At 40.2% G+C, this 24,861-nt stretch carries 27 protein-coding genes; 9 read left to right on the top strand and 18 right to left on the bottom strand.

The annotated features are described in order from the left end of the window. Window positions 1-162: 162 nt before the first annotated feature. Complete coding sequence (locus C9J45_RS17045) at window positions 163-669, top strand: DUF2780 domain-containing protein (protein ID WP_107208042.1); 507 nt, start codon at window positions 163-165, stop codon at window positions 667-669. Window positions 670-758: 89 nt separating this feature from the next. On the opposite strand, the gene C9J45_RS17040 is transcribed toward C9J45_RS17045, so the two are convergent. The 7 genes from C9J45_RS17040 to dusA all read right to left on the bottom strand — a co-directional run bounded on the left by C9J45_RS17040 (window position 759) and on the right by dusA (window position 7,923). Next, window positions 759-1,523 carry a phosphoadenylyl-sulfate reductase gene (locus C9J45_RS17040; RefSeq protein WP_107292793.1) on the bottom strand — a complete coding sequence of 255 codons (765 nt, stop codon included), beginning with the start codon at window positions 1,521-1,523 and terminating at the stop codon, window positions 759-761. Continuing rightward, window positions 1,516-3,207 carry an assimilatory sulfite reductase (NADPH) hemoprotein subunit gene (gene cysI / locus C9J45_RS17035; protein WP_107292792.1) on the bottom strand — a complete coding sequence of 564 codons (1,692 nt, stop codon included), beginning with the start codon at window positions 3,205-3,207 and terminating at the stop codon, window positions 1,516-1,518. The genes C9J45_RS17040 and cysI overlap by 8 nt, the downstream gene beginning before the upstream one ends. After that, window positions 3,207-5,024, bottom strand: a complete 1,818-nt coding sequence (locus tag C9J45_RS17030; protein ID WP_107292791.1) for an assimilatory sulfite reductase (NADPH) flavoprotein subunit — start codon at window positions 5,022-5,024, stop codon at window positions 3,207-3,209. The genes cysI and C9J45_RS17030 overlap by 1 nt, the downstream gene beginning before the upstream one ends. 187 nt (window positions 5,025-5,211) lie before the next feature. Next, on the bottom strand, window positions 5,212-5,442 hold the full coding sequence (locus C9J45_RS17025; RefSeq protein WP_107208038.1) for a thymidylate kinase: 231 nt from the start codon (window positions 5,440-5,442) through the stop codon (window positions 5,212-5,214). 149 nt (window positions 5,443-5,591) lie between these two features. Beyond that, window positions 5,592-6,221 (bottom strand): TIGR04219 family outer membrane beta-barrel protein, encoded by a 630-nt coding sequence (locus tag C9J45_RS17020; RefSeq protein WP_107208037.1) that lies wholly within the window; start codon window positions 6,219-6,221, stop codon window positions 5,592-5,594. A 171-nt stretch (window positions 6,222-6,392) separates the two neighbouring features. After that, the gene (gene pspG / locus C9J45_RS17015) at window positions 6,393-6,635 is read right to left on the bottom strand and encodes an envelope stress response protein PspG (RefSeq protein WP_045129268.1); all 243 of its coding nucleotides are present in this window, start codon (window positions 6,633-6,635) and stop codon (window positions 6,393-6,395) included. A 271-nt stretch (window positions 6,636-6,906) separates the two neighbouring features. Next, entirely contained in the window at window positions 6,907-7,923 is a 1,017-nt protein-coding gene (gene dusA / locus C9J45_RS17010; RefSeq protein WP_086000659.1) for a tRNA dihydrouridine(20/20a) synthase DusA, read from the bottom strand. 573 nt (window positions 7,924-8,496) lie between these two features. Between dusA and C9J45_RS17005 the strand changes: the two genes are divergently transcribed. The 5 genes from C9J45_RS17005 (at window position 8,497) to C9J45_RS16980 (ending at window position 12,004) form a co-directional block, all read left to right on the top strand. Further along, window positions 8,497-8,709 carry a cold-shock protein gene (locus C9J45_RS17005; protein WP_006647715.1) on the top strand — a complete coding sequence of 71 codons (213 nt, stop codon included), beginning with the start codon at window positions 8,497-8,499 and terminating at the stop codon, window positions 8,707-8,709. A 370-nt stretch (window positions 8,710-9,079) separates the two neighbouring features. Next, window positions 9,080-9,355 carry a hypothetical protein gene (locus C9J45_RS16995; RefSeq protein WP_233217819.1) on the top strand — a complete coding sequence of 92 codons (276 nt, stop codon included), beginning with the start codon at window positions 9,080-9,082 and terminating at the stop codon, window positions 9,353-9,355. A 189-nt stretch (window positions 9,356-9,544) separates the two neighbouring features. Continuing rightward, window positions 9,545-10,696 carry an iron-containing alcohol dehydrogenase gene (locus tag C9J45_RS16990; RefSeq protein WP_005372756.1) on the top strand — a complete coding sequence of 384 codons (1,152 nt, stop codon included), beginning with the start codon at window positions 9,545-9,547 and terminating at the stop codon, window positions 10,694-10,696. A 127-nt stretch (window positions 10,697-10,823) separates the two neighbouring features. Further along, window positions 10,824-11,087, top strand: coding sequence for a hypothetical protein (locus C9J45_RS16985; protein WP_107292790.1), 264 nt, complete (start codon window positions 10,824-10,826; stop codon window positions 11,085-11,087). A 383-nt stretch (window positions 11,088-11,470) separates the two neighbouring features. Further along, window positions 11,471-12,004: a Tfp pilus assembly protein FimT/FimU gene (locus tag C9J45_RS16980; protein ID WP_107292789.1), complete on the top strand. Its 534-nt coding sequence runs from the start codon at window positions 11,471-11,473 to the stop codon at window positions 12,002-12,004. Between the two features lie 642 nt (window positions 12,005-12,646). Here C9J45_RS16980 and C9J45_RS16975 read toward each other — a convergent pair. Next, window positions 12,647-13,348, bottom strand: coding sequence for a hypothetical protein (locus C9J45_RS16975; protein ID WP_107292788.1), 702 nt, complete (start codon window positions 13,346-13,348; stop codon window positions 12,647-12,649). 310 nt (window positions 13,349-13,658) lie between these two features. On the opposite strand from C9J45_RS16975, the gene C9J45_RS16965 reads away from it, so the two are divergent. Further along, window positions 13,659-14,366 (top strand): S24 family peptidase, encoded by a 708-nt coding sequence (locus C9J45_RS16965; protein WP_107292787.1) that lies wholly within the window; start codon window positions 13,659-13,661, stop codon window positions 14,364-14,366. Next, on the top strand, window positions 14,363-15,643 hold the full coding sequence (locus C9J45_RS16960) for a Y-family DNA polymerase (RefSeq protein WP_107292786.1): 1,281 nt from the start codon (window positions 14,363-14,365) through the stop codon (window positions 15,641-15,643). The genes C9J45_RS16965 and C9J45_RS16960 overlap by 4 nt, the downstream gene beginning before the upstream one ends. Window positions 15,644-15,922: 279 nt before the next feature. Here C9J45_RS16960 and C9J45_RS16955 read toward each other — a convergent pair whose 3' ends face one another. The 10 genes from C9J45_RS16955 to C9J45_RS16905 form a co-directional block, all read right to left on the bottom strand. Then, on the bottom strand, window positions 15,923-16,324 hold the full coding sequence (locus C9J45_RS16955; RefSeq protein WP_107208027.1) for a hypothetical protein: 402 nt from the start codon (window positions 16,322-16,324) through the stop codon (window positions 15,923-15,925). Then, window positions 16,317-17,486, bottom strand: coding sequence for a PAAR domain-containing protein (locus tag C9J45_RS16950; protein ID WP_107208026.1), 1,170 nt, complete (start codon window positions 17,484-17,486; stop codon window positions 16,317-16,319). The genes C9J45_RS16955 and C9J45_RS16950 overlap by 8 nt, the downstream gene beginning before the upstream one ends. Before the next feature lie 169 nt (window positions 17,487-17,655). Then, window positions 17,656-18,102, bottom strand: a complete 447-nt coding sequence (locus C9J45_RS16945; protein ID WP_107208025.1) for a hypothetical protein — start codon at window positions 18,100-18,102, stop codon at window positions 17,656-17,658. Continuing rightward, on the bottom strand, window positions 18,077-19,018 hold the full coding sequence (locus tag C9J45_RS16940) for a hypothetical protein (RefSeq protein WP_107292785.1): 942 nt from the start codon (window positions 19,016-19,018) through the stop codon (window positions 18,077-18,079). Before C9J45_RS16940 ends, C9J45_RS16945 begins: the two co-directional genes overlap by 26 nt. Window positions 19,019-19,235: 217 nt before the next feature. Then, complete coding sequence (locus C9J45_RS16935; RefSeq protein ID WP_107208023.1) at window positions 19,236-19,520, bottom strand: bacteriocin immunity protein; 285 nt, start codon at window positions 19,518-19,520, stop codon at window positions 19,236-19,238. A gap of 1 nt (window position 19,521) precedes the next feature. Next, window positions 19,522-19,815, bottom strand: coding sequence for an HNH endonuclease signature motif containing protein (locus C9J45_RS21805; protein WP_369974369.1), 294 nt, complete (start codon window positions 19,813-19,815; stop codon window positions 19,522-19,524). Next, window positions 19,805-20,854, bottom strand: coding sequence for an S-type pyocin domain-containing protein (locus C9J45_RS16925; protein ID WP_233217818.1), 1,050 nt, complete (start codon window positions 20,852-20,854; stop codon window positions 19,805-19,807). Before C9J45_RS16925 ends, C9J45_RS21805 begins: the two co-directional genes overlap by 11 nt. A gap of 595 nt (window positions 20,855-21,449) precedes the next feature. Continuing rightward, window positions 21,450-21,947, bottom strand: a complete 498-nt coding sequence (locus C9J45_RS16915) for a hypothetical protein (RefSeq protein WP_233217816.1) — start codon at window positions 21,945-21,947, stop codon at window positions 21,450-21,452. Then, window positions 21,908-22,639, bottom strand: coding sequence for a PAAR domain-containing protein (locus tag C9J45_RS21800; RefSeq protein WP_233217814.1), 732 nt, complete (start codon window positions 22,637-22,639; stop codon window positions 21,908-21,910). Before C9J45_RS21800 ends, C9J45_RS16915 begins: the two co-directional genes overlap by 40 nt. Before the next feature lie 263 nt (window positions 22,640-22,902). Continuing rightward, the gene (locus C9J45_RS16905) at window positions 22,903-23,502 is read right to left on the bottom strand and encodes a recombinase family protein (RefSeq protein ID WP_107292784.1); all 600 of its coding nucleotides are present in this window, start codon (window positions 23,500-23,502) and stop codon (window positions 22,903-22,905) included. A 652-nt stretch (window positions 23,503-24,154) separates the two neighbouring features. Between C9J45_RS16905 and C9J45_RS16900 the strand changes: the two genes are divergently transcribed. Continuing rightward, a complete protein-coding gene (locus C9J45_RS16900; protein ID WP_107247331.1) occupies window positions 24,155-24,460 on the top strand; it encodes a helix-turn-helix transcriptional regulator in 306 nt (101 codons plus the stop codon). The last annotated feature ends 401 nt before the right edge of the window (window positions 24,461-24,861 follow it).

The raw sequence follows: 24,861 nt of genomic DNA, 5'->3' as shown, positions 1-24,861 counted from the left end.
GCGCCCCGGCGCCGTTTTTTTATGGTTAAAAAATACGCTCCATTCTCTCAAACTAATAAACCCTACTAGTTAAATCATCAGGTTTCGTGTTTTATCAATAAAATGTATTACAAAAATAAATATCTACACTAGGATAGATAATAGTTAATTAAGGAGAACCCCATGGAAAAGCGTCATATCTTAACTACACTTACCGCCGTTGCTTTATTATCATCAAGTGCAATGAGCCATGCATTCAGCCTATCTGATGTCGCAAGTGCTTTTGGGGGAGAAAAAAGTGAACAAGTTGCTACCCAGATTGCAGAAAACCCATTAACCAAAGCACTCGTGTCTGATCTTGGCGTAAAGCCAGATCAAGCAGCAGGCGGTGCAGGTGCATTACTGGCAATGGCAACCAGTGAGCTAACAGGCCCACAAGGTAAAGAGTTAACTCAATTAATTCCTGGCGCAGAAAAGCTAACTGACTCATTACCACTCGGTTTAGGCCAGCTATTAGGCAGTAAAGAAAATATCGATAAAGTCTTTTCTTTATTAGGCATGAAACCTGAAATGGTTAACCAATTCGTGCCTGTTGTTACGCAATTTTTAGGTGAGCAAGGCGCAAGTAATGAACTCCTTGGCGCACTTTCTAATATTTGGGCACCAGCTGCACCTGCTGCCAAAAAATAACTTGTTATTGCTCAAAGCATCGACAAAATAAAAGGGCGAGATCATCGATCTCGCCCTTTTCTATTACACTAGTTCTGATTTGCTATCGGTTAAATTCCTGAACCATCCGCTTCTGTATCGCTGTCTTCGTGTAAACCACACTCACGTTTTAGACCAAAGAATCGCGTTTCTTCTTCTTTCATCCCCGGTTGCCACTTAACTGTTGTATGGACATCACCGACAGAAAGATAGTCTTGCGATTTTAATGGGTGATAAGGCAAATCATGCTGTTGTAAATACAGATCGATTTGCTCATTACTCCAATCAATTAATGGCAGGAACTTAAAGCGTCCATTCTGGATCGCTAATACCGGTAATGTTGCACGTGAGCTTGATTGTTCACGACGGAGCCCAGAAAACCATGTTTTCACTTGCAGTTCATCTAATGCTCGACGCATCGGCTCAACTTTGTTCAGCAAATTATATTGCTTAATACCATCAACCCCTTGTAACCACAGTTGACCATAACGTGCTTCTTGCCATGCGGCGCTTTGTTTTGCGCTGTAGACATGAAGATTAAGATCTAATCGTTTGGTTAAGCTATCAATAAACTGATACGTTTCAGGAAATAAATACCCCGTATCGGTTAATACCACAGGAATATCAGGCTTTACTGTTGTGACTAAATGCAACATCACAGCAGATTGAATACCAAAACTTGATGCTAATGCAAACCCACCTTCAAGGTTGTCGATAGCCCAGCTTACTCGCTGCTCTGCCGTCATATCCTCCAGCTCGGCATTGATTTCAGCCAGCTGAATAATTTGACTCACTTTAGGCAGCTCAAGTAACTCAGCCAGTTGAAATTTAGCCATAAAAATCTCTCTTTGATACTTTTACTTCATCAATAATGCCTGCGCGAATAGTGAAATCACCAAAGTCTTCACTCTCTTGACGCTCTGTAGACCAACGACCCACTAAGCTATCAATTTCATCCATGATCTGCGCAACAGTAATATTTTCACGGTACATTTTCGGTACACGTGTTCCGTTACGGTTACCGCCTAAATGTAAGTTATAACGACCCGGCGCTTTACCTACGAGGCCAATTTCCGCCAACATCGCACGACCACAGCCATTTGGGCACCCCGTGACACGAAGAATGATGTTTTCATCATCGTCTAAGCCGTGCTTTTCTAGAATGCCTTCAACATCGGTAACAAATTCAGGTAAGAAACGCTCTGCTTCCGCCATCGCTAATGGACAGGTTGGCAATGAAACACAAGCCATTGAGTTTTTACGCTGCTCACTAACACCGTCATCAATCAAACCATGATCGCGCGCGATCTTTTCGATCTTGTCTTTGTCTTTTGCTAACACACCCGCAACAATTAAGTTTTGGTTAGCCGTCATACGGAAATCACCGCCATGTACCTTAGCAATTTCAGCAACACCGGTTTTTAATGGCTTATTCGGATAATCCAATAAACGCCCATTTTCAATAAACAGTGCTAGGTGATGCTTGCCGTCGATACCTTCAACCCAACCAATGCGATCACCACGATCGGTAAACTCATAAGGTCGGCTGTCTTCAAATTGAATACCCGCGCGTTTTTCAACTTCCGCTTTAAATACATCGCTACCTACACGATCTAAGGTATATTTAGTCTTCGCATTCTTACGATTTGAACGGTTACCCCAATCACGCTGTGTTGTTACCACTGCCGCAGCAACATCTAACGTTTTCTCTAGTGGAATAAAGCCAAAGTCATCGGCACGACGAGGGTAAGTGGAATGATCGCCGTGAGTCATTGCCAAGCCGCCACCCACTAGTACGTTGAAGCCCACTAACTTGCCGTTGTCTGCAATCGCAACAAAGTTAAGATCGTTGGCATGCACGTCCACATCATTTTGAGGTGGGATCACAACCGTGGTTTTAAATTTACGCGGTAGGTAATTGCTACCTAAAATTGGCTCTTCATCTGTCGTTTCTAGCTTTTCACCGTCTAACCAAATTTCCGCATAGGCACGGGTTTTAGGTAGCAAGTGTTCACTGATCTTTTTCGCCCACTCATATGCTTCTTGGTGAAGCTCTGATTCTACTGGGTTAGTCGTACATAGAACGTTTCGGTTAACATCACCCGCTGTCGCAATTGAATCGATACCAATACTGTTTAGCGTTTGGTGCATCAGCTTGATATTAGGTTTTAGTACACCGTGGAACTGGAACGTCTGACGGGTAGTTAAGCGAATACTGCCATAAGAAGTATGCTCATCGGCAAACTTATCAATCGCTAACCACTGCTTAGGGGTAATAATACCGCCAGGCATACGCGCACGTAACATCACGTTATGCAGTGGTTCGAGTTTTTGCTTTGCGCGCTCTGCACGGATATCACGATCATCTTGCTGATACATACCGTGGAAACGGATCAACTGGAAGTTATCTGCAGTAAAACCACCGGTCATACGATCGCCAAGATCCTGCTCAATAGTTCCGCGAAGAAAATTACTCTCGCGCTTTAGACGTTCGTTATCTGATAATTTTTGATCTGTCATTAGTACACATCCCTTTGATAGCGCTTATCCTTACGCAGATCGTTAAGATACTGCTCAGCCTGCTCGCGCGTTTTATTCCCTTGTTGCTCAATCACTGTGATCAGCGCTTGATGAACATCTTTTGCCATTTGATTAGCATCACCACACACATAAACATGCGCGCCGTCTTGCAGCCACTGCCATACTTGCGCAGCTTGTTCTAAGATTCGGTGCTGAACGTAAACTTTCTCAGCTTGGTCGCGGCTAAATGCCACATCAATCTGATTAACAACCCCATCTTTTAAGTATTTTTGCCACTCAACTTGGTATAAGAAATCTTCTGTGAAGGTACGGTCGCCAAAGAATAACCAGTTTTTACCTTGTGCTTCACGGTTATCACGCTCTTGAACAAAGGCGCGGAACGGGGCAATACCAGTACCCGGACCCACCATGATCACAGGGGTATTATCATCAGCTGGTAACTTAAAGTTATTGTTAGTTTCAACAAAGACTTTAACTTCTGCGCCTTCTTCTAAACGCTGGGCTAAGAAGCTTGATGCGCCGCCTTGACGTTGTTCTTCACCTTGCGCGTATTCAACCACCCCAACAGTTAAGTGAACTTCTTCACCCACTTCTTCTTGGCTTGAAGCAATAGAATATAAACGTGGTGTTAAACGACGAAGTAGACCGATTAATTGCTCTGCAGTTAATGCTGTTTTCTTTTCTGCTAATACATCAATAATTTGTGTTTTCGCAGAATACTCACGAAGCTTTTCACGATCTGCCACCAGCTTTTCAAGCTTTTTACTACCTGATAACTCAGCGTATTTGGTCACAAACTGTGGATTTGATGCAGTAATTTCATATTTGCTAATCAACGCATCACGTAGACTTAATGCCGCACCATCAACATCAACAGAGGTGCCCGCGTCTAAGCCAAGTTTAGCTAAAATGGCATCCACTAACTGTGGGTCATTTTCAAACCACACACCGAGTGCATCACCCGCTTGATACGTTAAGCCTGAATCTTCTAAATCGATTTCAATATGGCGAACATCTTTACCTGAATCACGGCCTGTGATTTTTTGACTTACCAATAAACTCGCGGTGTAAGGGTTCTGTTTATTGTATGCAGAAACAGCGGCAGGCTTTTGGCCTACAGGCAGTTGAACAACTTCAGCTTCACCCGTTGATAAAGTTTCTTTGGTTTTAGCTAATGCTTGCGTACGCCATTCAGCAGCAGGTGCTTCATAGTCAACGTCACAATCTAAACGTTCAAGCATTGGCTGCGCGCCAAGTTTCGCTAAGTAGTTATCAAAGTCTTTCGCTGTTTGACAGAAGAACTCATAACTTGAATCACCTAAACCAATCACGGCATAGTTAAGATCTGCCAGTTTAGGGGCTTTCTTTGATTGTAAAAATTCATGTAATTCAATAGCATCATCAGGTGCTTCACCTTCGCCATGGGTTGATGCCACGATAATCACGTGGGTTTCCTTAGCGAGGTTTTTACCTTTATAGTCGCCGGCAGAAAACACTTGAACAGCAATATCAGCCGCTTGTGCTTCTTCTTTTAACGCTTCAGCAACACCTTTGGCATTACCGGTTTGCGAGGCATAAATGATGGTGAGTTTACCGGCTGGTTTTGCGGCAGCCAGTACATTATTTTGGGCTGCAGGTTCTGCAGCTGATTGAGACTGGGTTTGGCTTAATCCCCAAAAGTAGCCACTGATCCACGCAAGCTGTTGTGGCGATGATTCTGCCGCTGCTTGCTTCAGTTGATCTATTTGCTGATCATTAAGTGGACTGGCTAAAGCCGATAATTCCTTCACTAACATGACACGACGATCCCTATTCATTGCGTACTGTTAGATTAGCCATTTCATGTAATAACAAGAAAGAATAGATAAGAATGTTTTATAACCTTTTTAAAGGTTAAGAAAAAAGTGAATGCGAAATAATCGTTATGTTGCCGTCAAACAATAAGGATTATCTCGCCTTTACTGGCAGGAAATATGATCGGTTTTAGTATTCATCAGCAATTCTAACTTGATTAAATCCAACTTCAAAAGCTTGTTGAGTTGCGCTATCAATATCACGATAGCAACGTTCACTGCCAGCCCCGTCAGTTAAAGGAACCAAGCCACCTCGACGGTGACGAAATTCAACGATATAACCATCACCAATTGAAGGCTCAACCACAGCCTCAACCAATTCTTGGCTAACATAAAGGTGTTGTAGCTCAGTCAGTGTCATAACCTTACTCCCTATCCTTTGTTACTTTTATTAGCTCAGCATAAAAGATGGAATGTATACACTTAAAAATGGTACAAAAACCTAGAAACAGCCAATAAAAAAACCACGACATTGTCGTGGTTTTTATTAATTCGTTAGCTTAAGAAGACTTAGAAATCGACTTCAACACCTGCGAACCAACCATTTAGATCAACATCGCCAGCATTCTTCGCTTTATCGAAATCGTAATCCATCATGCGGTAACCACCACGGATGTTTAGATCTGCCGCCACTAAACCGATTGTGTATTTCACACCAGCTTGTCCGTCAAATAAACGAGTACCATCATATTTACCCGCGTTTGCTTGAGCAAATACTGTTAATGGTGTTGCTGGAATACCGATTTCCGCATTACCGTAAATAGTTGGCTGCCAATCGCTGAAGCTATCATCGTTTTGAATTTTAACGCCACCGAACTTAGTCATTGTTAAACCAAGATCTAAAGACACTAGATCATTATCTAGAATTTCGTAGTACGCTGTAAAATCACTTTGTTCAAATGCAACATTATCTGCATCGATATTGTTGTAACGAACCATAAAGTTAGGAACTAAAGGAATGAAGTGTTCAAAAGATGCGTAGTAAGATGCTGATGTATCATCGCTTTTATGGCCATCAACTTTCGCATTTGCAAACCATGCATCTGCGCCTACTTTAACACCTAAAAGGGTATCTGCCTGTGCTGGAATAGCAGCAGTCATTGCCATTGCCGCTGCTACTGAAAGCATTACTTTTTTCATGTCGAGTCTCCGCTCTTCATCATTAATAATTTTAAACGGCGAAACTATAACAGAAACCCTAAAAAAACACTGCTCTTATCTATTTTGATGATATTTTTTAACTAAATTTACCCAAAATTACTCACTATTATTTTGTTGATAGTGTTTCATTTGAATATATTTATCAGTGGATTAATAACGACGTGTACGAGATAGACGATCTTTGTATTCTTGTACTTTTTTGTTATCTCTCACCAACCAAATCGCAATAGCAATTAACACGATCCATGGTAATAACTTAATCACTAAACCCAACATGCCAACCACAGCCATGATCGCAAAACCAGCCGCAACGGCTATCATCATGCCAATAATACTCACACCCGTAAAAACTAACACGAATGCAAACGTCAGCAAAAATAGAAACTCAAACATAACCCTCTCCTTAACCAAGTATTACCTTTCAACGATAAGCTTTTCTATCAAGTTCACAATATAAACCGACAGAGCATGTTGAAAGCGATCCTATTCAATATCAATATCAATATTAGATGTAATTGCACAAATCACGCCAAATGATATAAAAATTTATCTCTTAATTTTCAATTGGATACAAAAAAGGCCAACCCATACGGATTAGCCTTTTCTCTCTGAATTAGCCAAATTCACTTATTTATCGTGAATCTCGCCAACAACAATTTAGCAATTAAACATCTAAGTGCGCAGGAATTTTATCTAACGCCTGCTGAACAACTTCAATACCAGCACCCGGTTTGTGAGCATTCTCACTGATATGTCGACGCCACTGACGTGCACCCGGCATACTTTGGAATAAACCCAGCATATGGCGTGTAATATGTCCCAAGTAAGAACCGTTAGCGAGTTGCTTTTCAATGTATGGATACATAGCTTCAACCACTTCACGACGCTTCATTACAGGGCGTTCACTACCAAATAAACGTTGATCCACTTCCGCCATTAAGTATGGGCTTTGGTACGCTTCACGACCGACCATCACACCATCCATATGTTTCAGGTGTTCTTCCATTTCTTCAAACGTTTTAATGCCACCATTGATTGCCATGGTTAAATGCGCAAAGTCTTGCTTTAGTTGGTAAACGCGCGGGTAGTCTAGTGGCGGAATTTCACGGTTCTCTTTCGGGCTTAAACCACTTAGCCATGCTTTACGGGCGTGGATAGTGAAATTATCACAACCGCCTTTCTCAGATACCACGTGGATAAAATCTTTTAAAAACTCGTAAGAATCTTGATCATCAATACCAATACGGGTTTTTACCGTCACAGGAATATCAACGACATCGCGCATCGCAGTGACACACTGCGCTACCAACTCGGCTTCACCCATTAGACAAGCACCAAACATCCCGTTTTGTACGCGATCAGATGGGCAGCCCACGTTTAAGTTAATTTCATCGTAGCCACGCTCTTGCGCTAACTTAGCACAACGCGCCAAATCAATTGGATTTGAACCACCCAGTTGAAGCGCCAATGGATGCTCTTCTTCGTTATACGCTAAGAAATCGCCCTTACCGTGAATAATCGCGCCTGTTGTCACCATCTCGGTATACAACAATGCTTCTTTACTCATTAAACGGTGAAAGTAACGACAATGACGATCAGTCCAATCCAGCATCGGTGCGACAGAAAAACGCTGCATTGGAAAATCGCCTGTAACACTTTGAGTTGACAAGTTATTTTTCATTGTCTCGTCTACAACATTTGTCATTTTTATACCCTATTTGGATTGCTTTACGTTTAAATTCAGAATCTTACTCCCCTCACTGCGCAGTATCTAAAAGATACGATCGCTAAATGCTTAACTGATGTAGCTTGAGGGATATTCTGAAGAAAGCGGATTCTACATTAAAACGTAGTTAAGCCAAAGCAGAAGCAATAAAGTGAAAGCGATAACTTACTTACACCATTGTCATATACCTTTATTTCAAAGCATTCTAAAAAGAGATGCTCAGTGCTTTTTAATAAATATTATGTAAAACCCTTATTTTTCTTGTCCTCACAGCACTATCAATAATCTATTTTGACTATATCGACAAAAAAGACTGTACAAAAAGTAAACACCTGTTATTATCCATCTCGCTCTGTTGTTTAGAGAGTTATTAAATGCGGCACCAAGTCACAGTTAAACCTTCAGCTACATCAACGTTTTCGTTTTGTACTTCAGTGTTTCCCTTGTTTTGGCAGTATCATTAATAATTTAACCACTTAGCACATCGCATTTTAGCGGTTAATTAATCACATTTATAAGGGGCATCACATGTCTAACAAAACTACTGGTTTAGTAAAATGGTTTAACGAAGAGAAAGGTTTTGGTTTCATTACTCAAGACAACGGCGGTGCTGACGTATTCGTTCACTTCCGTGCTATCGCTTCTGAAGGTTTCAAAACTCTTGCTGAAGGCCAAAAAGTGTCTTTTGAAGTAGAGCAAGGCCAAAAAGGTCTTCAAGCTGCAAACGTTGTAGCTATCTAATTTATCCTTACGGATAAATAAAAAATGCTGGCTAAGGCCGGCATTTTTTATACCTGTAATTTACCCTCTCTCATTATCGTCCCCCTGCTACAGCTAACTTCTGCTGTATTTCTGAATAACTCCGGCCAAGGCTTAACTGATCCAGACTATCTTGATGCAGGGATACATTCACACGGCGCCCACGGTACTTACCTTTCGCTTTTGCTCTCCCTTCTTTTCTTATCTTTATCTTGCCCCTTACCATTATTACCAATTGGTAATAATCTTTTGTATTTTTATCGTATTGTTCTTTTAAGTGTAATTATTAATAATACATCCATCGAAACGCACAACGCGTTCACAAACATAAAGACACAAGGTTTTATTACTCATGAAAACAGTTATTAAAGCAACTATCGCAGCCGCTATCATCGCTATGTCTTACAACGCTTCAGCTAAAGATGGTGCGTTCACAGGTAATGTTCAATTTCAACAAGCAGCGGCTAGCAGCATGAATGTCGCGCACTACCAAAAACAAGGTACTGCAGAGCGTTCACACAATCAGCATCACAACTTACTTTTGCTGAAAAGCTACTGTCTGCTGCTGATAAATAAGCCGCTGAGCACTGTAAACAATACGCCCATTTCTATTATTACTGATACGTAATAGTAATTTACTTTTAACTCTATTGTTTATATTTCAGTAAATGAGAAGATGTCGGCATCGACACCAACAACAACCATAACGATTCGGTGCTGGTAACACTCACTTTGCTATTCACACTCTGTAAAAATTCCGGCTTATGGCACATGCGGTAAGCCAACATAAATTCTTAAATATTAACGGAGCTTCATTATGAGCAATGTATTCTACATGCCACCTGTAACATTAATGGGTCCTAACGCTATTCAATCTTTAGGTGCTGAACTTGCGTCAAAAGAGCTGAAAAAAGCCCTAATCGTGACAGACAGTGTATTAGTTGAAGTGGGTTTAGTGAGCAAACTAACTGACGAGCTTACTGCTCACGGCCTTGATTACACTATTTACGATGGTGTGCAACCAAACCCAACAGAGAAAAACATTGAAGATGGCCTCGCGTTACTCGCAAGCAGCCATTCTGATTTTGTGATTTCATTCGGTGGTGGTTCTTCACACGATACCGCTAAAGGTATCGCACTTGTGGCAGCGAACGGTGGTCATATTCGTGATTACTCGAAAGGTGTACACCTTTCTAAAAAGCCACAACTTCCATTGGTAACCGTGAACACAACTGCTGGTACCGCTTCAGAAATGACCGTATTTGCGATCATCACTAACCAAGAAGATGAAACCAAATACCCAGTGGTTGATAAGCACTTCACGCCAATTATTGCAGTAAACGATTCAGAGCTAATGGTCGCAATGCCTAAGTTCCTAACTGCTGCAACTGGTATGGATGCATTAACTCACGCCGTTGAAGCGTATGTTTCAACTGCAGCGACACCTATTACTGATGCATCAGCCATTAAAGCGATTGAGCTGATTGTAAACAACCTAGAAACCGCTGTTAACGACGGCCAAAACCGCGAAGCACGTGATGCAATGCAGTACGGCGAGTACCTTGCTGGTATGGCATTTTCAAATGCATCTTTAGGTTACGTTCACTCAATGGCGCACCAATTAGGTGGCGTTTACGACCTGGCTCACGGCCTATGTAACGCGATTCTATTGGCAGAAGTTTCACGCTTTAACGCCAAACAAGTACCAGAGCGTTTTGTTGATATTGCCAAAGCAATGGGTATCGACACAGCAGCAATGACCCAAGAGCAAGCAGTGAATGCAGCCCTTGAAGCGATTGATGCACTCTCTGAAAAAGTGGGTACTAAGCAACGCCTAGCTGATTTAGGTGTAACTGAAGACAAGCTAGCGTTCATGGCACAAAACGCCCTAAACGATGCGTGTTCTTTAACTAACCCACGCAAAGCGAGCCTAGAAGAAATCGTAGCGATCTTTAAAGCACGCATGTAATTAGCAACGCAGACAAAAAGGCTGGGAGATCCCAGCCTTTTTTATAACGAATAACGACATTAACGAAAAAGCTAACCGCAGAGCAACGCTGGCTTTTTGTTAACTCATCTATTTCGAGGGTAAATAAATGACGGAAAATATTATCGTTGAGATCAGTAATCACAGAAGTTCGCCCAAGAAAGTCTCCGTAAAAGCCTATTGCAATGACAATCAGAAATTACCGAGTGCAGTGATCATTTCATTAGAACAATATGAATCTGCCGGATTAACTCAATCTTTGACTCAGCTTCTTAATAAGAGCAAAAGCCAAAATATTATTGATAAGTGCAAAGCCTTACTTAGCTACATTGCCGCTGGTGCAACCATTCGAATGAATTGCTATAGCAGATAAAAAGACCGCCTTGATGCGCGGTCTTTCCGTGTATTCACGAACAACACACCAACCCTAACTCTCCTTCACTACCCGCGCTATTATCGCCCTGCTACACCCTAACTTCTCTTTTTCTCTAAGTAACTACCTCAAAATCCAGCGCCAACTCAATTAAATCCAAAGTAACAGATATTTCAGTAGTAATGATTATTGCCTGTATTGGGGTTAGCCACATAACAGGAAGCGGTAGTTTTAGCCCGTTCTTTTTCGATTGGGGTGGCTATTACGATAACGGATTAATTGATGCCGCCGAGTGGAAAGCCAACCGCTTCAAACTGATTTAAGTTACGTAACTTACTTAACTTATGCAATTTACATAACTTGCGTAAAATGGACTTAATACAATGAAAATTAAAGGATTTACCTTACTTGAATTAATCATCACCATTAGCGTGTTAAGCATATTGATCGCCATGGCAGCCCCAAGCTTTAGTAGCCTTTTTGCCAGTAACGCGATGAAGCGAACCTCTATCGAGTTGCGTGGCCTGATCGTTGCTGCTAAATCAGAAGCGGTATTGCGCGGCACCGATGTATACCTTCATACCGTTGGATTAACCAGCACCAAAACCCTCACCGATAACTGGTGCCTTATTGCGACCACCGATGCCACCATTACCGATTGTGATCACAGCAATACCTTGTACAAAGTTGATGGCAGCGAACTACAAGGCATGAACATTCAACGCCACAGCAGCTACGCAACAATACGTATTGATAAACAGGATGGCCATCCTGATTTTAACAACAGCCTGGCGACAGTAGATTGGATCACGTTCGAGAAAGAGAGCGGCAAAGCCCTAACCATGCAAATGACATGGATGGGACGTTTATATCAATGTAGTGTTGAGGGGGAGTGGTATGGGGCAGAGGAGTGTTGATATTAGAAAAGCCGCAAGAGCGGGCTAGTGTTCTATTTAACTGTATGGGTATTTATGCAAAGTTCACAGCAAATATAAAATCATCATATCTTGTATATATGATAATTTTATATTTCGTGTTTGTATAAAATATTATATGATGATCTTATATAAAAAAACCCTGAACGGCGCCAACCATTCAGGGCTAGAGAAATCTAAATAACGCCAATTATTTAGATTTGATAGCAAGGATTAATTTTGCTAACGCACCGACTAATAATGCAATTGCAGTAATTAATTCAGGACTCATTGTAGTCTCCAAAAAGAAGCCCTCGCCCTATTGCGAGGGCTTCTTTGTATTATTCCATCCTTAATAGCGCTATTGCAAGATATCTTATATCAGCGCCTATGATAACAGGATGATTTAAATAGAAAAATATCATATTCACGATATCAAACCTCTAACATTACAAGTATTAAGTTATTGATATATATGACTAATAAACCTTTGTATTCATCCTAATTTAGATTGATTAAAAATGTTTATTTGTGAAAATTTTTACTGAGTTATGGCGTAAAAAAAACAGTTTAGGCGAAAAAAAAACAATTAAGAATCAAATTCTCAAAATTGCCATAAAGCTTAAATTAGGTCTCAGGTAATCCTCAGAACGGTATATCTTCACCGATTTCAAATCTAAACCTTATTTGAACAAGTAACGCCAAAGCTTCTTCTATATCTCCCTGATATAAAAGCCTATCGATATCATTTAATTTTTCCTCAAGAAATACTTTATCTAACTCTGTTTTCTCTTTTATTCTTTTGTATAAAGTGTCGAGACCATCGATACTTTTACTTAGTTTTTTTATTGTGTCTTGCTCTTTCTTTATTTGTTCTTGCCAATTCATTACTCGCCTTGAGTAATCAAGTTTAAGCTCAATTATATTTTTTTTCTGTGAAACCCATTCGTCTAACTGTTTATCGATAACATTTTTTAAATAGACTTCATCCGACTTCACTTTAGCACGATTAGACTCCGTTACTTCACTATAAAAATCAACCATATATGTGTTTTTTACTTTGTTTCTTCTTTTTTGGTAGAAATAAAAAAAACGTTCGTATTGAACATTAAAAAAAGGAAGGACAAATAGATATAAAGTCATAATTATAAGAGGATATATTGCATCTCTATACGGTTCAAAAGTTGCGTTAGAGATAAGTTCTAATTGCTCTTGGCTAGAGCTCATTATGAAGATCAAGAAAACTTTTAAGTGACATAATACCCAAGAAAAAATGTATGCTCCGATAATATGGTTATTTAGTCTAGAAGTTGTGTTTTCTTTTACCGAGTTTAAAATTTCTTTCATTTTTATTTTTCTTATAAAGACATAAATCTAATTTCAATAAGTAAATTTTCGCAATTTTGGCTCTATTTAACAATAAACATCTTTCCCGAACCACAGAATTACATTACACATAAAAACTAACTATCTTTCAGCCCCTCGCTAACGTCGCCCTACCACACCCCAATTCACTTTAACTCTCAATAACTACGCCCAAGTTTTAACTGCTCTCGACTATCTTGATGCAGTACTTCATTCACACAACAACCACGATACTTGCCACCCACCCAAAACCCCTCTAAAATAACTGTACATATATACAGTTATTTTAACCATGATTACACTTAACACCTACATACAGGCGGGGATCACCGGCTTTGAAAACCCCACTATTCGCTTTCGTAAAAAATCGCTAAACCTACAAACCATATTTGTACACAGCCATTCATCTATGCGGATAATGAGCGCCGATAACACCTACAAAAAGCTAGGAATCGCCAAAGGCGATTGGCTACTCATAGACAGTGCCTTACAGCCCCTAAACAGCGACCTTGTTATATTTGAGCAACACGGTGACAACCATATCGCACGTTGGAACCTGCTATGCCAACACATTGCCGCATCAGGCAAAGAGTGGGACGATTTACACGTAATAGGCGTGATCACCCTTTCTATCCATCACTTCAGACAACCGCCGTTATTACCATGGCACCATGACTTAACCGAACTCGACCTACACCAACTGGTGATCACCCAAGAGCATTCCACCATCTTGTGCCGTGCAGCTGGGCTTTCCATGCTGCCCTATATTTGGGACCACGACATACTCGTATTAGAGCGCCACCTAAACCCCGAGAACGAAGACGTTATCGTACTTTCATTAAACAACGATCTAGTTGTAAAACGCATAAACCTACACAGCAGAACCCTGTATTCAGATAACCCTAGTTTTCAGCCACACCCAATAAACCAAGACGACTACACCCGCTTACATGGCGTGGTGCGTTACAGCTTACGATTACACCGCCCTGTTACCTTATGATTTGCTTACTTGATGGCACCCGTTTTTACGCCGAATCTTGCATTACCTACAAGCCAGCCCTGAGAAACACCCCGTTATTGGTAACAGCAGGCCAAGGGATTTCCATTGCCGCTAACCGTGCTTGCACAAACATCGGGATTTCAAAATTCACCCCAATATGGGAAGAAATAGACCGCTTGCGAGTACACAAAGGCATTGTATATAAAGCCAACTTCAACACCTTTTCTCACCATTCAGATCGCTTTATGACCGCCCTTGAAAAGCACATACAAGGTGCCCGTTCCATGCGCTACAGCGTAGATGAAGTGTTTTACGATGTGAGTCACCTACACCAAATCAACGTCGATCTGAATGAACACGTACAAGCCTTACGCAAAGCCATTTATAAAGAAACCGGTGTACCGACAGGCGCAGGTGTAGGCAAAACCCTAACCTTGGCCAAAGTCGCATCGTGGGCGGCGAAGAACTGCCAACCTTACCAGGGACAATGTGTATTAATAAGCGAGAAAGAAACCAACACGGTTTTAAAACAAATGCCCGTAGGTAAGCTTTGGAACATAGGCAGACAACTGAATAAACACCTGACACAAGAAGGCATTTTAACCGCCTACCAACTAAAACAGTGCGAAACCAAAACCTATCACAAGCGTTATTCCATCAACGTGGCTAACGTGATTTCAGAGCTTAATGGCATCGCCTGTTTAGACATTTCCGTTGAGCGAGAAAAGAAAAAACAGATATGGTCTACCGCTTCTTACCGTGATCGCCTACACCACCGAGACGACCTTTTTGCCGAGTTGGCTCACCACTGCGCCGAAGTGATGCGCAAAATACGCGACCAAAAAAGCGAGATGAAAACCCTTTCCGTATTTGTCAGCACCTCAAAATACGACCGTTGCCCACCGTTTTATCGCCGTGGTGAACTGACACTCGAAAGCGGCCTAACCGATACCAGTTTTGCCCTGCAACAATTACGCGCCTTATTCGATGATTTGATCCCCGACAACCTTGCCAAGCAACCCATATACAAAGTGGGCGTAGGCGCCCCAAGCCTGATTGATGCCGAAGTAAAACAGTTCGAGCTATTTAACCGCTTTGATAACAAAGACACCTTAAACAACACCCTAGACCAATTAAGCGATCGCTTTGGTAAAGGCGTGATCGGTTTTGCATGCCAGCAACGCAGCTACCACGAACGGCAGGGAGAAATAGAAATGTTAGAGCTAGAGAACTACTACACCGACATTAAAGACATTGTGGTGGTGAAGTGTGTTTAGTGGGTAAATATTAATTAGCTTGAGAGTTGAAGATAGACCACCTATAAAGTGGTTAGCCATATCGGACACCTGTCCGATTTGAATATCTTTCTCTGACATGGTGACATCTAGGGTATTAAGTCATCTGACATGGTTATACGGGAACATTTCGGCCATACAACAGAGCCAAGGCACCAAGGCTTTATTAACCCATTATACCAAATACAAAAAAACGCCATGATGAATGATGAGGCGGTCTTTTAACGTAATCAGAATTTATGCGCACAAAATCGACAGGCTCTATAACTTCTCGCACAAGGAAAGGTCAGAAACATACTCACGCATTAAGTTTTTCTTGTAACCGATTTTCTTAGGGCATTCGAACATGTCATTAGGCTCTATAACTAAAAAATAATTCGCATAATTAACACCTATACCAACAATAGCCCCCAGACATAAAGAGCAATAAAATAACTTCATTCCACCTCGATATTTGTCTTTCGTTACCAAGCTCTTTACAGATAAAGAAAATGACATGATGCTAAAGAATGCAATTCCCCATGTGGCAATAAATGGTAATGCTAAGTTACTAAACAAAACCTTATCAATCTGCTCAATTGGTAATAATAACGGCTTAATTGTGGCGTATGATGTATAACTAGATACTAAAATTAATAGTAGCGACAATAAAGTCCTAATCATCAAAATTCTCTAAAACTAAATCCACTAACTTCTTTTCAAAATCAGTAGTTTGATCAACAGTCCAAATAAATAAACTAGCTGAAACCAAGATTATTGCAGTTCCTAAAACTGTTGTAGGAACTGCAAGAGTACCTATAGCCAAAGCTGTTCCAGCGACAACCAGAACATTCACAAGTAACTTAGCCTCATCGACGCCTAGGTCTTTTAAAGTGTATTCATCATTGAGAACATACTTTAAAACGTTAATGGCTGAACCGACCAATATTTCCATAGGAGCGGTGACCTTAACATAACGAGCCATACCTTTGGGTGAATCCAAAGCACCTAAAGCAAGTTTTACCACTTGAGGATTTGATGCTCTAAAACGATTACCCGCGAGCAACGTTTTCATGTGCTGTTTGTAACCTTTCAAGATCAAATAATCGACACCATTATGTGTTTTCACATAAGCAGTAACACCCAAACCACCTAATTTTTTAGCGGTATCGAATGCATCGTAAGTGCCTTTCATTGCACCACCGATATTTTGAGTTTTATCGAGCGCATCAAAAAACTCTTTCCATTCTTCTGGGGCTAGAACCGTAGTTTCTACGACATCTTGCATATATCGAATATGGATCTCTTTATCTCCCTCTTTAGCGAGAAAGTTGTAAGGAGGCCAGTACATATTATTAGGGTTGATTTCTGGTGTATTTAGTTGAGATGTCATTCGTGAGGATGATTGAACAGACGCAACAGAACTGTCAGTTCCTGCTGTTATGCTTGACTGAGAGCCAAATGTTACACTACTACCAATATTGACATTGCCGCCATTGATATTAACGGCATTACCTATATTAACGCCGCTGCCCATATTCAAATTAGTCGCTGTTGATGTATTTAAACTTACCTGATGAGAACTGGCGTCAAGAAAGCAACTACCACACCCAGTATCAACAAGATCACCGACACGAGCTAGATTGGTACCAAACACATTAGCAGCCCTTGGGGATTGGGCGACAATCGGACCTTGACCTCTGCAAATTTTACTGCCGCATGGACAAGTCGCAATATCACCAACAAGGGCAACCTTTTGTCCGTTTATAATGACACCACCGTGACCTGATATAACAGAACCGCCCGTTGTGGTTTTACTACCAACAGTTATTACGTCATTACTCATCAGATAATCCTTTATTTTATAAAGACGCAATAATACTAAAAAATGCGCATAGGCAATAACTTGCCCGAAATAGGCTCTATTTAACAGTATGTATCTAAAGCGATCCGATACAGATACGCGGTAGCGATTGTTGTGACGAAGAAGAAACAGACGGTTCTCATTGCTTATTTTAATTCTTTGTATAGGTCTTATATATGCCCATATTGGTGTACTTCGTTTTGACTGAGTACCCTTCAGATAAAAGTCGATCATTGATAATAAAATAAGTGAGGGCTGTAACAATAAAACTGGCGATAAAGAAAAATAACATTATTCTATTTTGTACTTTTATTTTTCTTTTTGACCATGAGTATTTCACTTGCACACCTGTTTTGATGACTGTAATAAGGCCAGACCATAAATAAATGATCAAACCTATACTCATAAAGCCACCTAACGCATCTCCAAATGATAATTTTACAACATGGGATAAGCTATAAGTTGATTTTACTGTTTGAATCCAAGAGGATAGAAACCACAAAGATAAAGCAGTAAAAAGAATACAGATAATAAAGTTTTGTATTTTTAATTTTTTAGATACATATTTGCCGTTATGATTGCAATTTTCTGAGTGCATTTGTAAGTTCTCTTGAGACGTTATTAACTTCGAATAATTTATCAATAGCAAAACTTAAGGTCACAGATACAGCAGCTATTACGAGAATTGCTATCGTTCCCCAAGCTCCAATAATTGCACCTATCACAATCTCTGTGCCATATAATGCTATAGCTGTCTTAATAAAATCCGTTCTTATATTTCCAAACCAATCATAAAAATCATAATCATCGTTAAAGATCAGATCATTAGTATTTATGGCGGCTGAAATAATCATGGTCATAGCACCAGCTTTTATGCCAGCACTAATACGCTGCGTTGGCGCTAATCCTAATTGAACAACTTTCGGATTATCTATCGCATAGGTCTTTTTTCCATTCACCTTAAGACGCATTCCATTAACAAGCACATGCCGTAACATCTGCTGTCCATTATTTCGAGTGGCAATTGATACACGAGTTTTCCCTTTAATCACGGAATATCGCGCTGTCACACCAAAATCGTCAAAGGCTTGGGCTAACTTAATAGCCCCCAGACCAGTTGCTAAGTATTCGGCCCATGTCTTCGATTTATCAATGTCTTTCAAAATCAATGTTGATGGTATTTGACCTTTTTGATGATATCGTTCATCAATCAAATTTTTAATGGTATAGAATGAATCTTCTTCGGTGAGAAGCAACACAGCTTGATGATTCTTTTCTAATTCTTCTTGGAGTGTACATTGCCCAGTAAACACTCCATTCCCAGAGATATCATTCATTAGTTGTTCATGCTTGAGTGAACTTTTGGCATTGATGCGCTCAATTTGCTCAAGTGTTTTTTGCGCCCTAGCTTCTTTCGCCAATTCGGATTTATTAGCACGTTCAGTCTGTTTGACTAAGCTGTCATGACGATTAAATTCAGTTGGCGGCGATAGCCATGTTAGAGATTTAGGCATTTAAATATAAAAAGTTTATTGAGTTTGAATCATTGTAAATAAAAAAGGTACTAGGCAATAATTTGCCCAAAATGGGCTCTATTTAACAATAAACATCTAAAACGATCCGATACGCGGTAATGTCCAGATACAAAAAGACCGCCTTGATGGGCGGTCTTTTAACGGTAATTCTATTTATTCTTATTTTTAGACAGAACTAGTTTTTTTAAAAATTACTTTACTCTTTAAATAAGTCGAGCCCATTGTCTGCGTACCATTGCTTTAATGAAGCAATAACTCCAGCAGGGGAGTCCTCTTGATTTGAAGAAGGATGAAAGATTAGATCTTTACCTTTTGGGTGTGCAACTAACTTTGAGAAGTGCATTGCTAGTTTAGATATGTGCTTATCATAAGCACTATCAGATAAATTGTTTGTATCAGTATCTTCAAAAAAGTCTTCTAAGAAACGATAGAACTCAGCTTCTGTATAGTTGGTAATCTTGTCATCTAATTTCAGATTCATTTTACAACCCTTTATGAATATCAATATGTCGTTTTGGAGTGACAACACTTAAATTATCTACATCATATACCTTGCCACCATATTGGATTTCTTTAATATGATGAATCTCAAATCGTTCTCTTCCACCTGCGGTATCGTCTTCAACACAAAATGGAGCATTCCCTCGCTTAATTAAGCGCTGATTAGAACGACTAAAACCTTTTAGAAGCTCCATATCTTCTGATACGGCAAGCCAAAATGCTTTTCTAAACGTATCAAAACTTGAAAACTCTCTGCCTCTTAATTTATCGGCTATCTGGGATGGTATTGGTGCTCCTAATCCTTGTCCTGCTTTTTTCTAACCAGATCCCTGTTATATCTTCACCTTTCCCAGTAACCACCCCAGATTCATTACGAGCGGTTGTCTTAAAGACCAGATACAGAGGCTCAATCCCTGAACCTTCAGGGAACACAAGAATTCTATCTTGCCAATCACTCTCAGCAGGCATCGGTAATACAGTCGATGAGTCATTAACCGCATCACTGAGTGGATTTACCCAAATATCATCGAATGACACACCATCATCTTGAGACGGCGTTGTATGGGGTACTTGATTTCCAGTCTCGTCTGGTGACCAATATATCGTTGGGCCATCTTCTTCTAGTGCGACTGAATATTGACCTTGTGCGTTCTTACCCACATACCGAACAGGTACTTTGTCGTCACCATCGCCAACATGAAAAGCTCTGACTGTAGGGTAAACATCATCACCTTCGGGTTCTATTATCTGCACACGAATACGGCTTTTGACTTCTTGCATTTGCCTTAATTCTTCTTCTGTATGCTGCGTATCATCAGGAAACTGCAAGGCTTTAAACAGCATTAAAGAGAAATTAATAACAGGTGAGGTTTCAACAACAAAGCGTAAGTTATCGAGTGATTTATCCTTAAACTTTCCCGCAACCTGAGACAGTGCGCGTGCCGCTTTATCATTATTTGATTGGTTTTGTGTTCCTGCGGCCATCGTCGCACTACTAGAAATGACAGGAGGCGGTATAGCAAGAGGCATTGCCTCTGCTGAACTTATAAATAGTCCCCAAGGATTAAAACTATTTTTAATCGATTCTTTTTTTTGGCACGCATCGGTATTGCCAAAAGGTTGTGAGCACGATTTAGCGAAAACTTTATCAGACTTAACCTTATTGAAATTATCCGAAATAAGCGATGGTAATGGTTCTTCTGTATTAAAAGGCTTTGGTATTTGTTCTTCTGTTTGAGGTTCTACTGGAGGAGTATTTTTAATCTTTGCATATTTAACATTAGGTTTTGCGCTAACTTCGGTTGCTTTCCACATCGTCTTATCCTTGTACTATTCCCAAATGATAAGACAAAAAGACAAGGGGCAATAATTTGCCCGAAACAGGCTCTATTTAACAATAAACATCTAAAGCGATCCGATACGCGGTAACGTCCAGATACTAAAAAACCGCCTCGATGGGCGGTCATTTAACAGTAAAGCTATTTATGCTTGGTATAATCACATTTTGTGGGTGGTAATACATAAGTTTGACTCGAGTATTTTAAAGTAAGTTCTCGCTCAGATGTACATTCGATGTAGTTTGACTCGAGTATTTTATCCCTCAACGAGGCATCTAAATAGTGCCCTATTAATGCACCAATTAGTGCACCAAATAGCATTAACCTTAGCGTTAACCTTGGGAGTTGAATACCAGTGAATATATTAAGAAATGCCATTGGGATAGAAGGAAGGAAAAAACCAAATAATACAAACGACGATGTATTGTTAAGGTATCCCGATACTTTGATTACAGGTTTAATTCCTACTATCTCCACCGTATGACTTAAATCATAAGCTCCCCAACCGCACCATGACACAACCCCTATAAAAAACATTAAAAATGTAAGTTTTTTGAAAGTATCTAACATGATTAGTCAATTAAATCCTCTACTGTTTCTTTCATTGGCTTAGTAAACTCATACTGATTATCCAAGTCAGATATATAACCCCCTATCTTAAATGCTGAATAAACAAATAAACCTAATCCAACTGCTGCGGGTAATGAGAACCCAAACAGAAAACCAGCACCAGCACGAGCGACTAAAAGTGCCCCTTGAGCAATTACACCAGCCACGACCCCCTTAGAGATATCCGCAGTAAATTGCCCTATGACTTCGCCTAGCGTCTTCTCATTGTGTAGCATGTAATCAACCGCATTGACCGCACCACTAAACACAATTTCTGCATAAATGTTTGCGTTTAAAAAACTAATATTCCCTTTAACGGTATTTAAGGCGTGACCAATTTTTAGCATTTGAGGCGTTGCTTCTTGCCAACTAATACCAAGGTCTAAATATCGAGGCTTGTAGTTCTCTACCACAATATTCATTACCCCGTTGATATTAATCGCCTTAGCGGTTGCCCCCATCCCCCAAGTTCTTTAGCCACTTCATAAGCACCTTTCAGTCCCATGCCTACGCCTGTGTAGTCTTTACCTGTGGAAAGCTGTCCGTGTGTGTCTTTGATAAGCAAATCTAAATACTCATTTGCTTCTTTGACAGTCATAATCGCAATGCTGACGTTCTCTTGTTGAGAAGTGTCCCATTGATATTTTTTTGCAATTCTTTTTATATCTTCATTCCATTCTTTTTCTGTCAGATCATAAGCTGCCTGTGCCGCCTTACTAGAAGATTGAGGGGATACAAATGAGTTGTTAGTTCCAACGCCACTAGTGTTGGAATTATTACTAAAGGTAACTCCACTACCACCATTAATATTAACGCCATTACCAATATTGACACCGCTACCCATGTTCAAATTAGTCGCTGTTGATGTACTCAAACTTACCTGATGAGAACTGGCGTCAAGAAAGCAGCTACCACACCCAGTATCAACAAGATCACCGACACGAGCTAGGTTTGTACCAAACATATTTGCAGCCCTTGGGGATTGGGCGACAATCGGACCTTGACCTCTGCAACTTTTGCTGCCGCATGGGCAAGTCGCAATATCACCAACAAGGGCAACCTTTTGTCCGTTTATAATGACACCACCGTGACCTGATATAACAGAACCGCCCGTTGTTGTTTTACTGCCAACTGTTATTACGTCATTACTCATCAGCTAGTCCTTTATTTTATGAAGACGCAATAATACTAAAGAATACGCATAGGCAATAACTTGCCCGAAATAAGCTCTATTTAACATATGTTATCTATCGCGCACCACAGAATCACATTACACACAAAAACAGGGCATTAAGCCCTGTTTTTGCATCATTCAAGCATCACTTGTGGCTAAAATACCGCATTTAATATTTGTTAAAGACGCAACAAATCACAGTAAAAGCAATTCGCCCCGACATTGCTACCAACACGACAAAACTAACCTTCTTTTACCACTCTCGCTATTGTCGCCCTACTACACCCTAACTTCTGCTGTATTTCTGAATAACTCCGCCCAAGTTTTAACTGATCCCGTATATCTTGATGCAAGGCTTCATTCACACGGCGCCCACGGTACTTACCTTCTGCTTTTGCTTTCGCAATACCTTGCGCTTGGCGTTTATGGCGAGTTTCGTAATCATCACGGGCCATCGCTGCACCTAAATCCAACATGAACTCAGTTAAAGCCAAGGTAATGCTGTTTTGCTCTCCCGCACTAAACACTGCATGCGTCATTGGCTGATCTACCACCACTATCACCAACCCTTTTTCCATGATGCGGGCTTTTAAGGTTTTCCATTCAAGCCAAGGTAAACGAGTAAGGCGATCCATCTTTTCAATTAGCAACACATCACCGGCTTCGCTATCGTCTATTAGCTTGTTGAGTTCTGGCCGTTCTAACTTGGTGCCAGATTGGTTTTCGATGTAGTAGCCAGCAATACGACTATTAAATTTGGCGCCAAAGGCTTTGAGTTCCTCTTTTGCCCGTTGGGCATCTTGCTCGGTGGTTGAGGCGCGAAGGTAAGCACGGATCAGCATGGTTTTCCCTAAACTGGTTTAATTTAAGTTGGTTTCTAAAATCAGTTTAGTATAGATGGTTTCATAAATGAAGCGGTAAGGGTTGAGAGGCAGTGGAGAGTGGTTTTTTAGGGTATAGTTATAATAAAAAGCCCATAACTTAGTTATGGGCTCTTCTATTACTTGTCTGTTTCTGTAGCTGATTTCTTAAAGCCAAATTCCAGTTTTAAAAACCAAGCTTTAAATGCAGCTGAAATACTAAAACTAATACTCATAACTAATACCTTACAATAAGATAAGAGAATAACTATCAGGTTTACAGGCGTTTTTATTATGTAGTTTTTAGTTTTAGATCTGTGTTTTTAGTATTAGATATATTAGTTTTAATATTAGAAATATATGTGGTTTTTTGTATTAGATACATGTGGTTTTTTGTATTAGATACATGTGGTTTTAAATAAATTAAATAACCTTACCTGACACTTCACGGATAACCGCTTGATTTTTATCATAGTGGTTTATGACCTTAGGTCAAGAGAAATATTGCAATCAATAATTTTATATCGTCCCCTCACCATTTATAACGAAAAATCACTTTTCCCTACTTTTCAACTTCCTGTTTAGCGATACAATTCCTTGGTCCGACGTACAAAAACATAGAAGAACTAAAATAATGAGCACCCCTAACGCATTTCACTTTTTGCTAAAGCAAGTCCGTGAAGAGCATGGCATGACGCAAGTCGATGCCGCTAAACACTTGAAAATTGCAAGGCAAACCTACTTAGATTTAGAGTACGGAAAAACACTACCACGATTAGATACACTCATTGCAATATCGGCACTGTTTAATAAAAGTGTCGCGTATTTTACTGGCGAACGTCCCTCGTTAGACAGTTTTGATACCATGGAATTATTTGAAGAACTCCAACAACGGTATGTGAAAAAAGCCCCAAACATTGCTGACGCGATGCCTCATTAAAAACGATAAAAGCCTGCGCCAACAGGCTTTTTTATTGCTTTTGATCTTGCTTTACCGCAACGACCAGCCCACGTAGGCCGCTATAGAAATAAGAAAATAAAGCCTATAACCAAATACGGACAGGCCAAAGGATAGACACTATTTTTTAGCACCAAGCGGGCTACACTGGGTAGGCAGGGGATCTCGTTAAACAAGCCCGAATCTCACGCACTTACAATAGACCACCCGTATTTATGAAGTCATAAATACAGGGTTATATTTAAGTAATAATTTGAAGTCATCAATATAACAATTAACGAAATATCATAAAATCAGGATTATGACTTAGAGAATATCACTCTTGGATCATTCTTCGCTGCGTTTTTGAGTTATCTCTTTACCAAATAGCAAAAGGGCGTTGA

The sequence above is a fragment of the Photobacterium sp. GB-1 genome, assembly GCF_003026165.1.
GTDB lineage: Bacteria > Pseudomonadota > Gammaproteobacteria > Enterobacterales > Vibrionaceae > Photobacterium.
The sequence above is the reverse complement of the archived record's forward strand: the minus strand, read 5'-3'. Positions and strand labels throughout refer to the sequence as shown.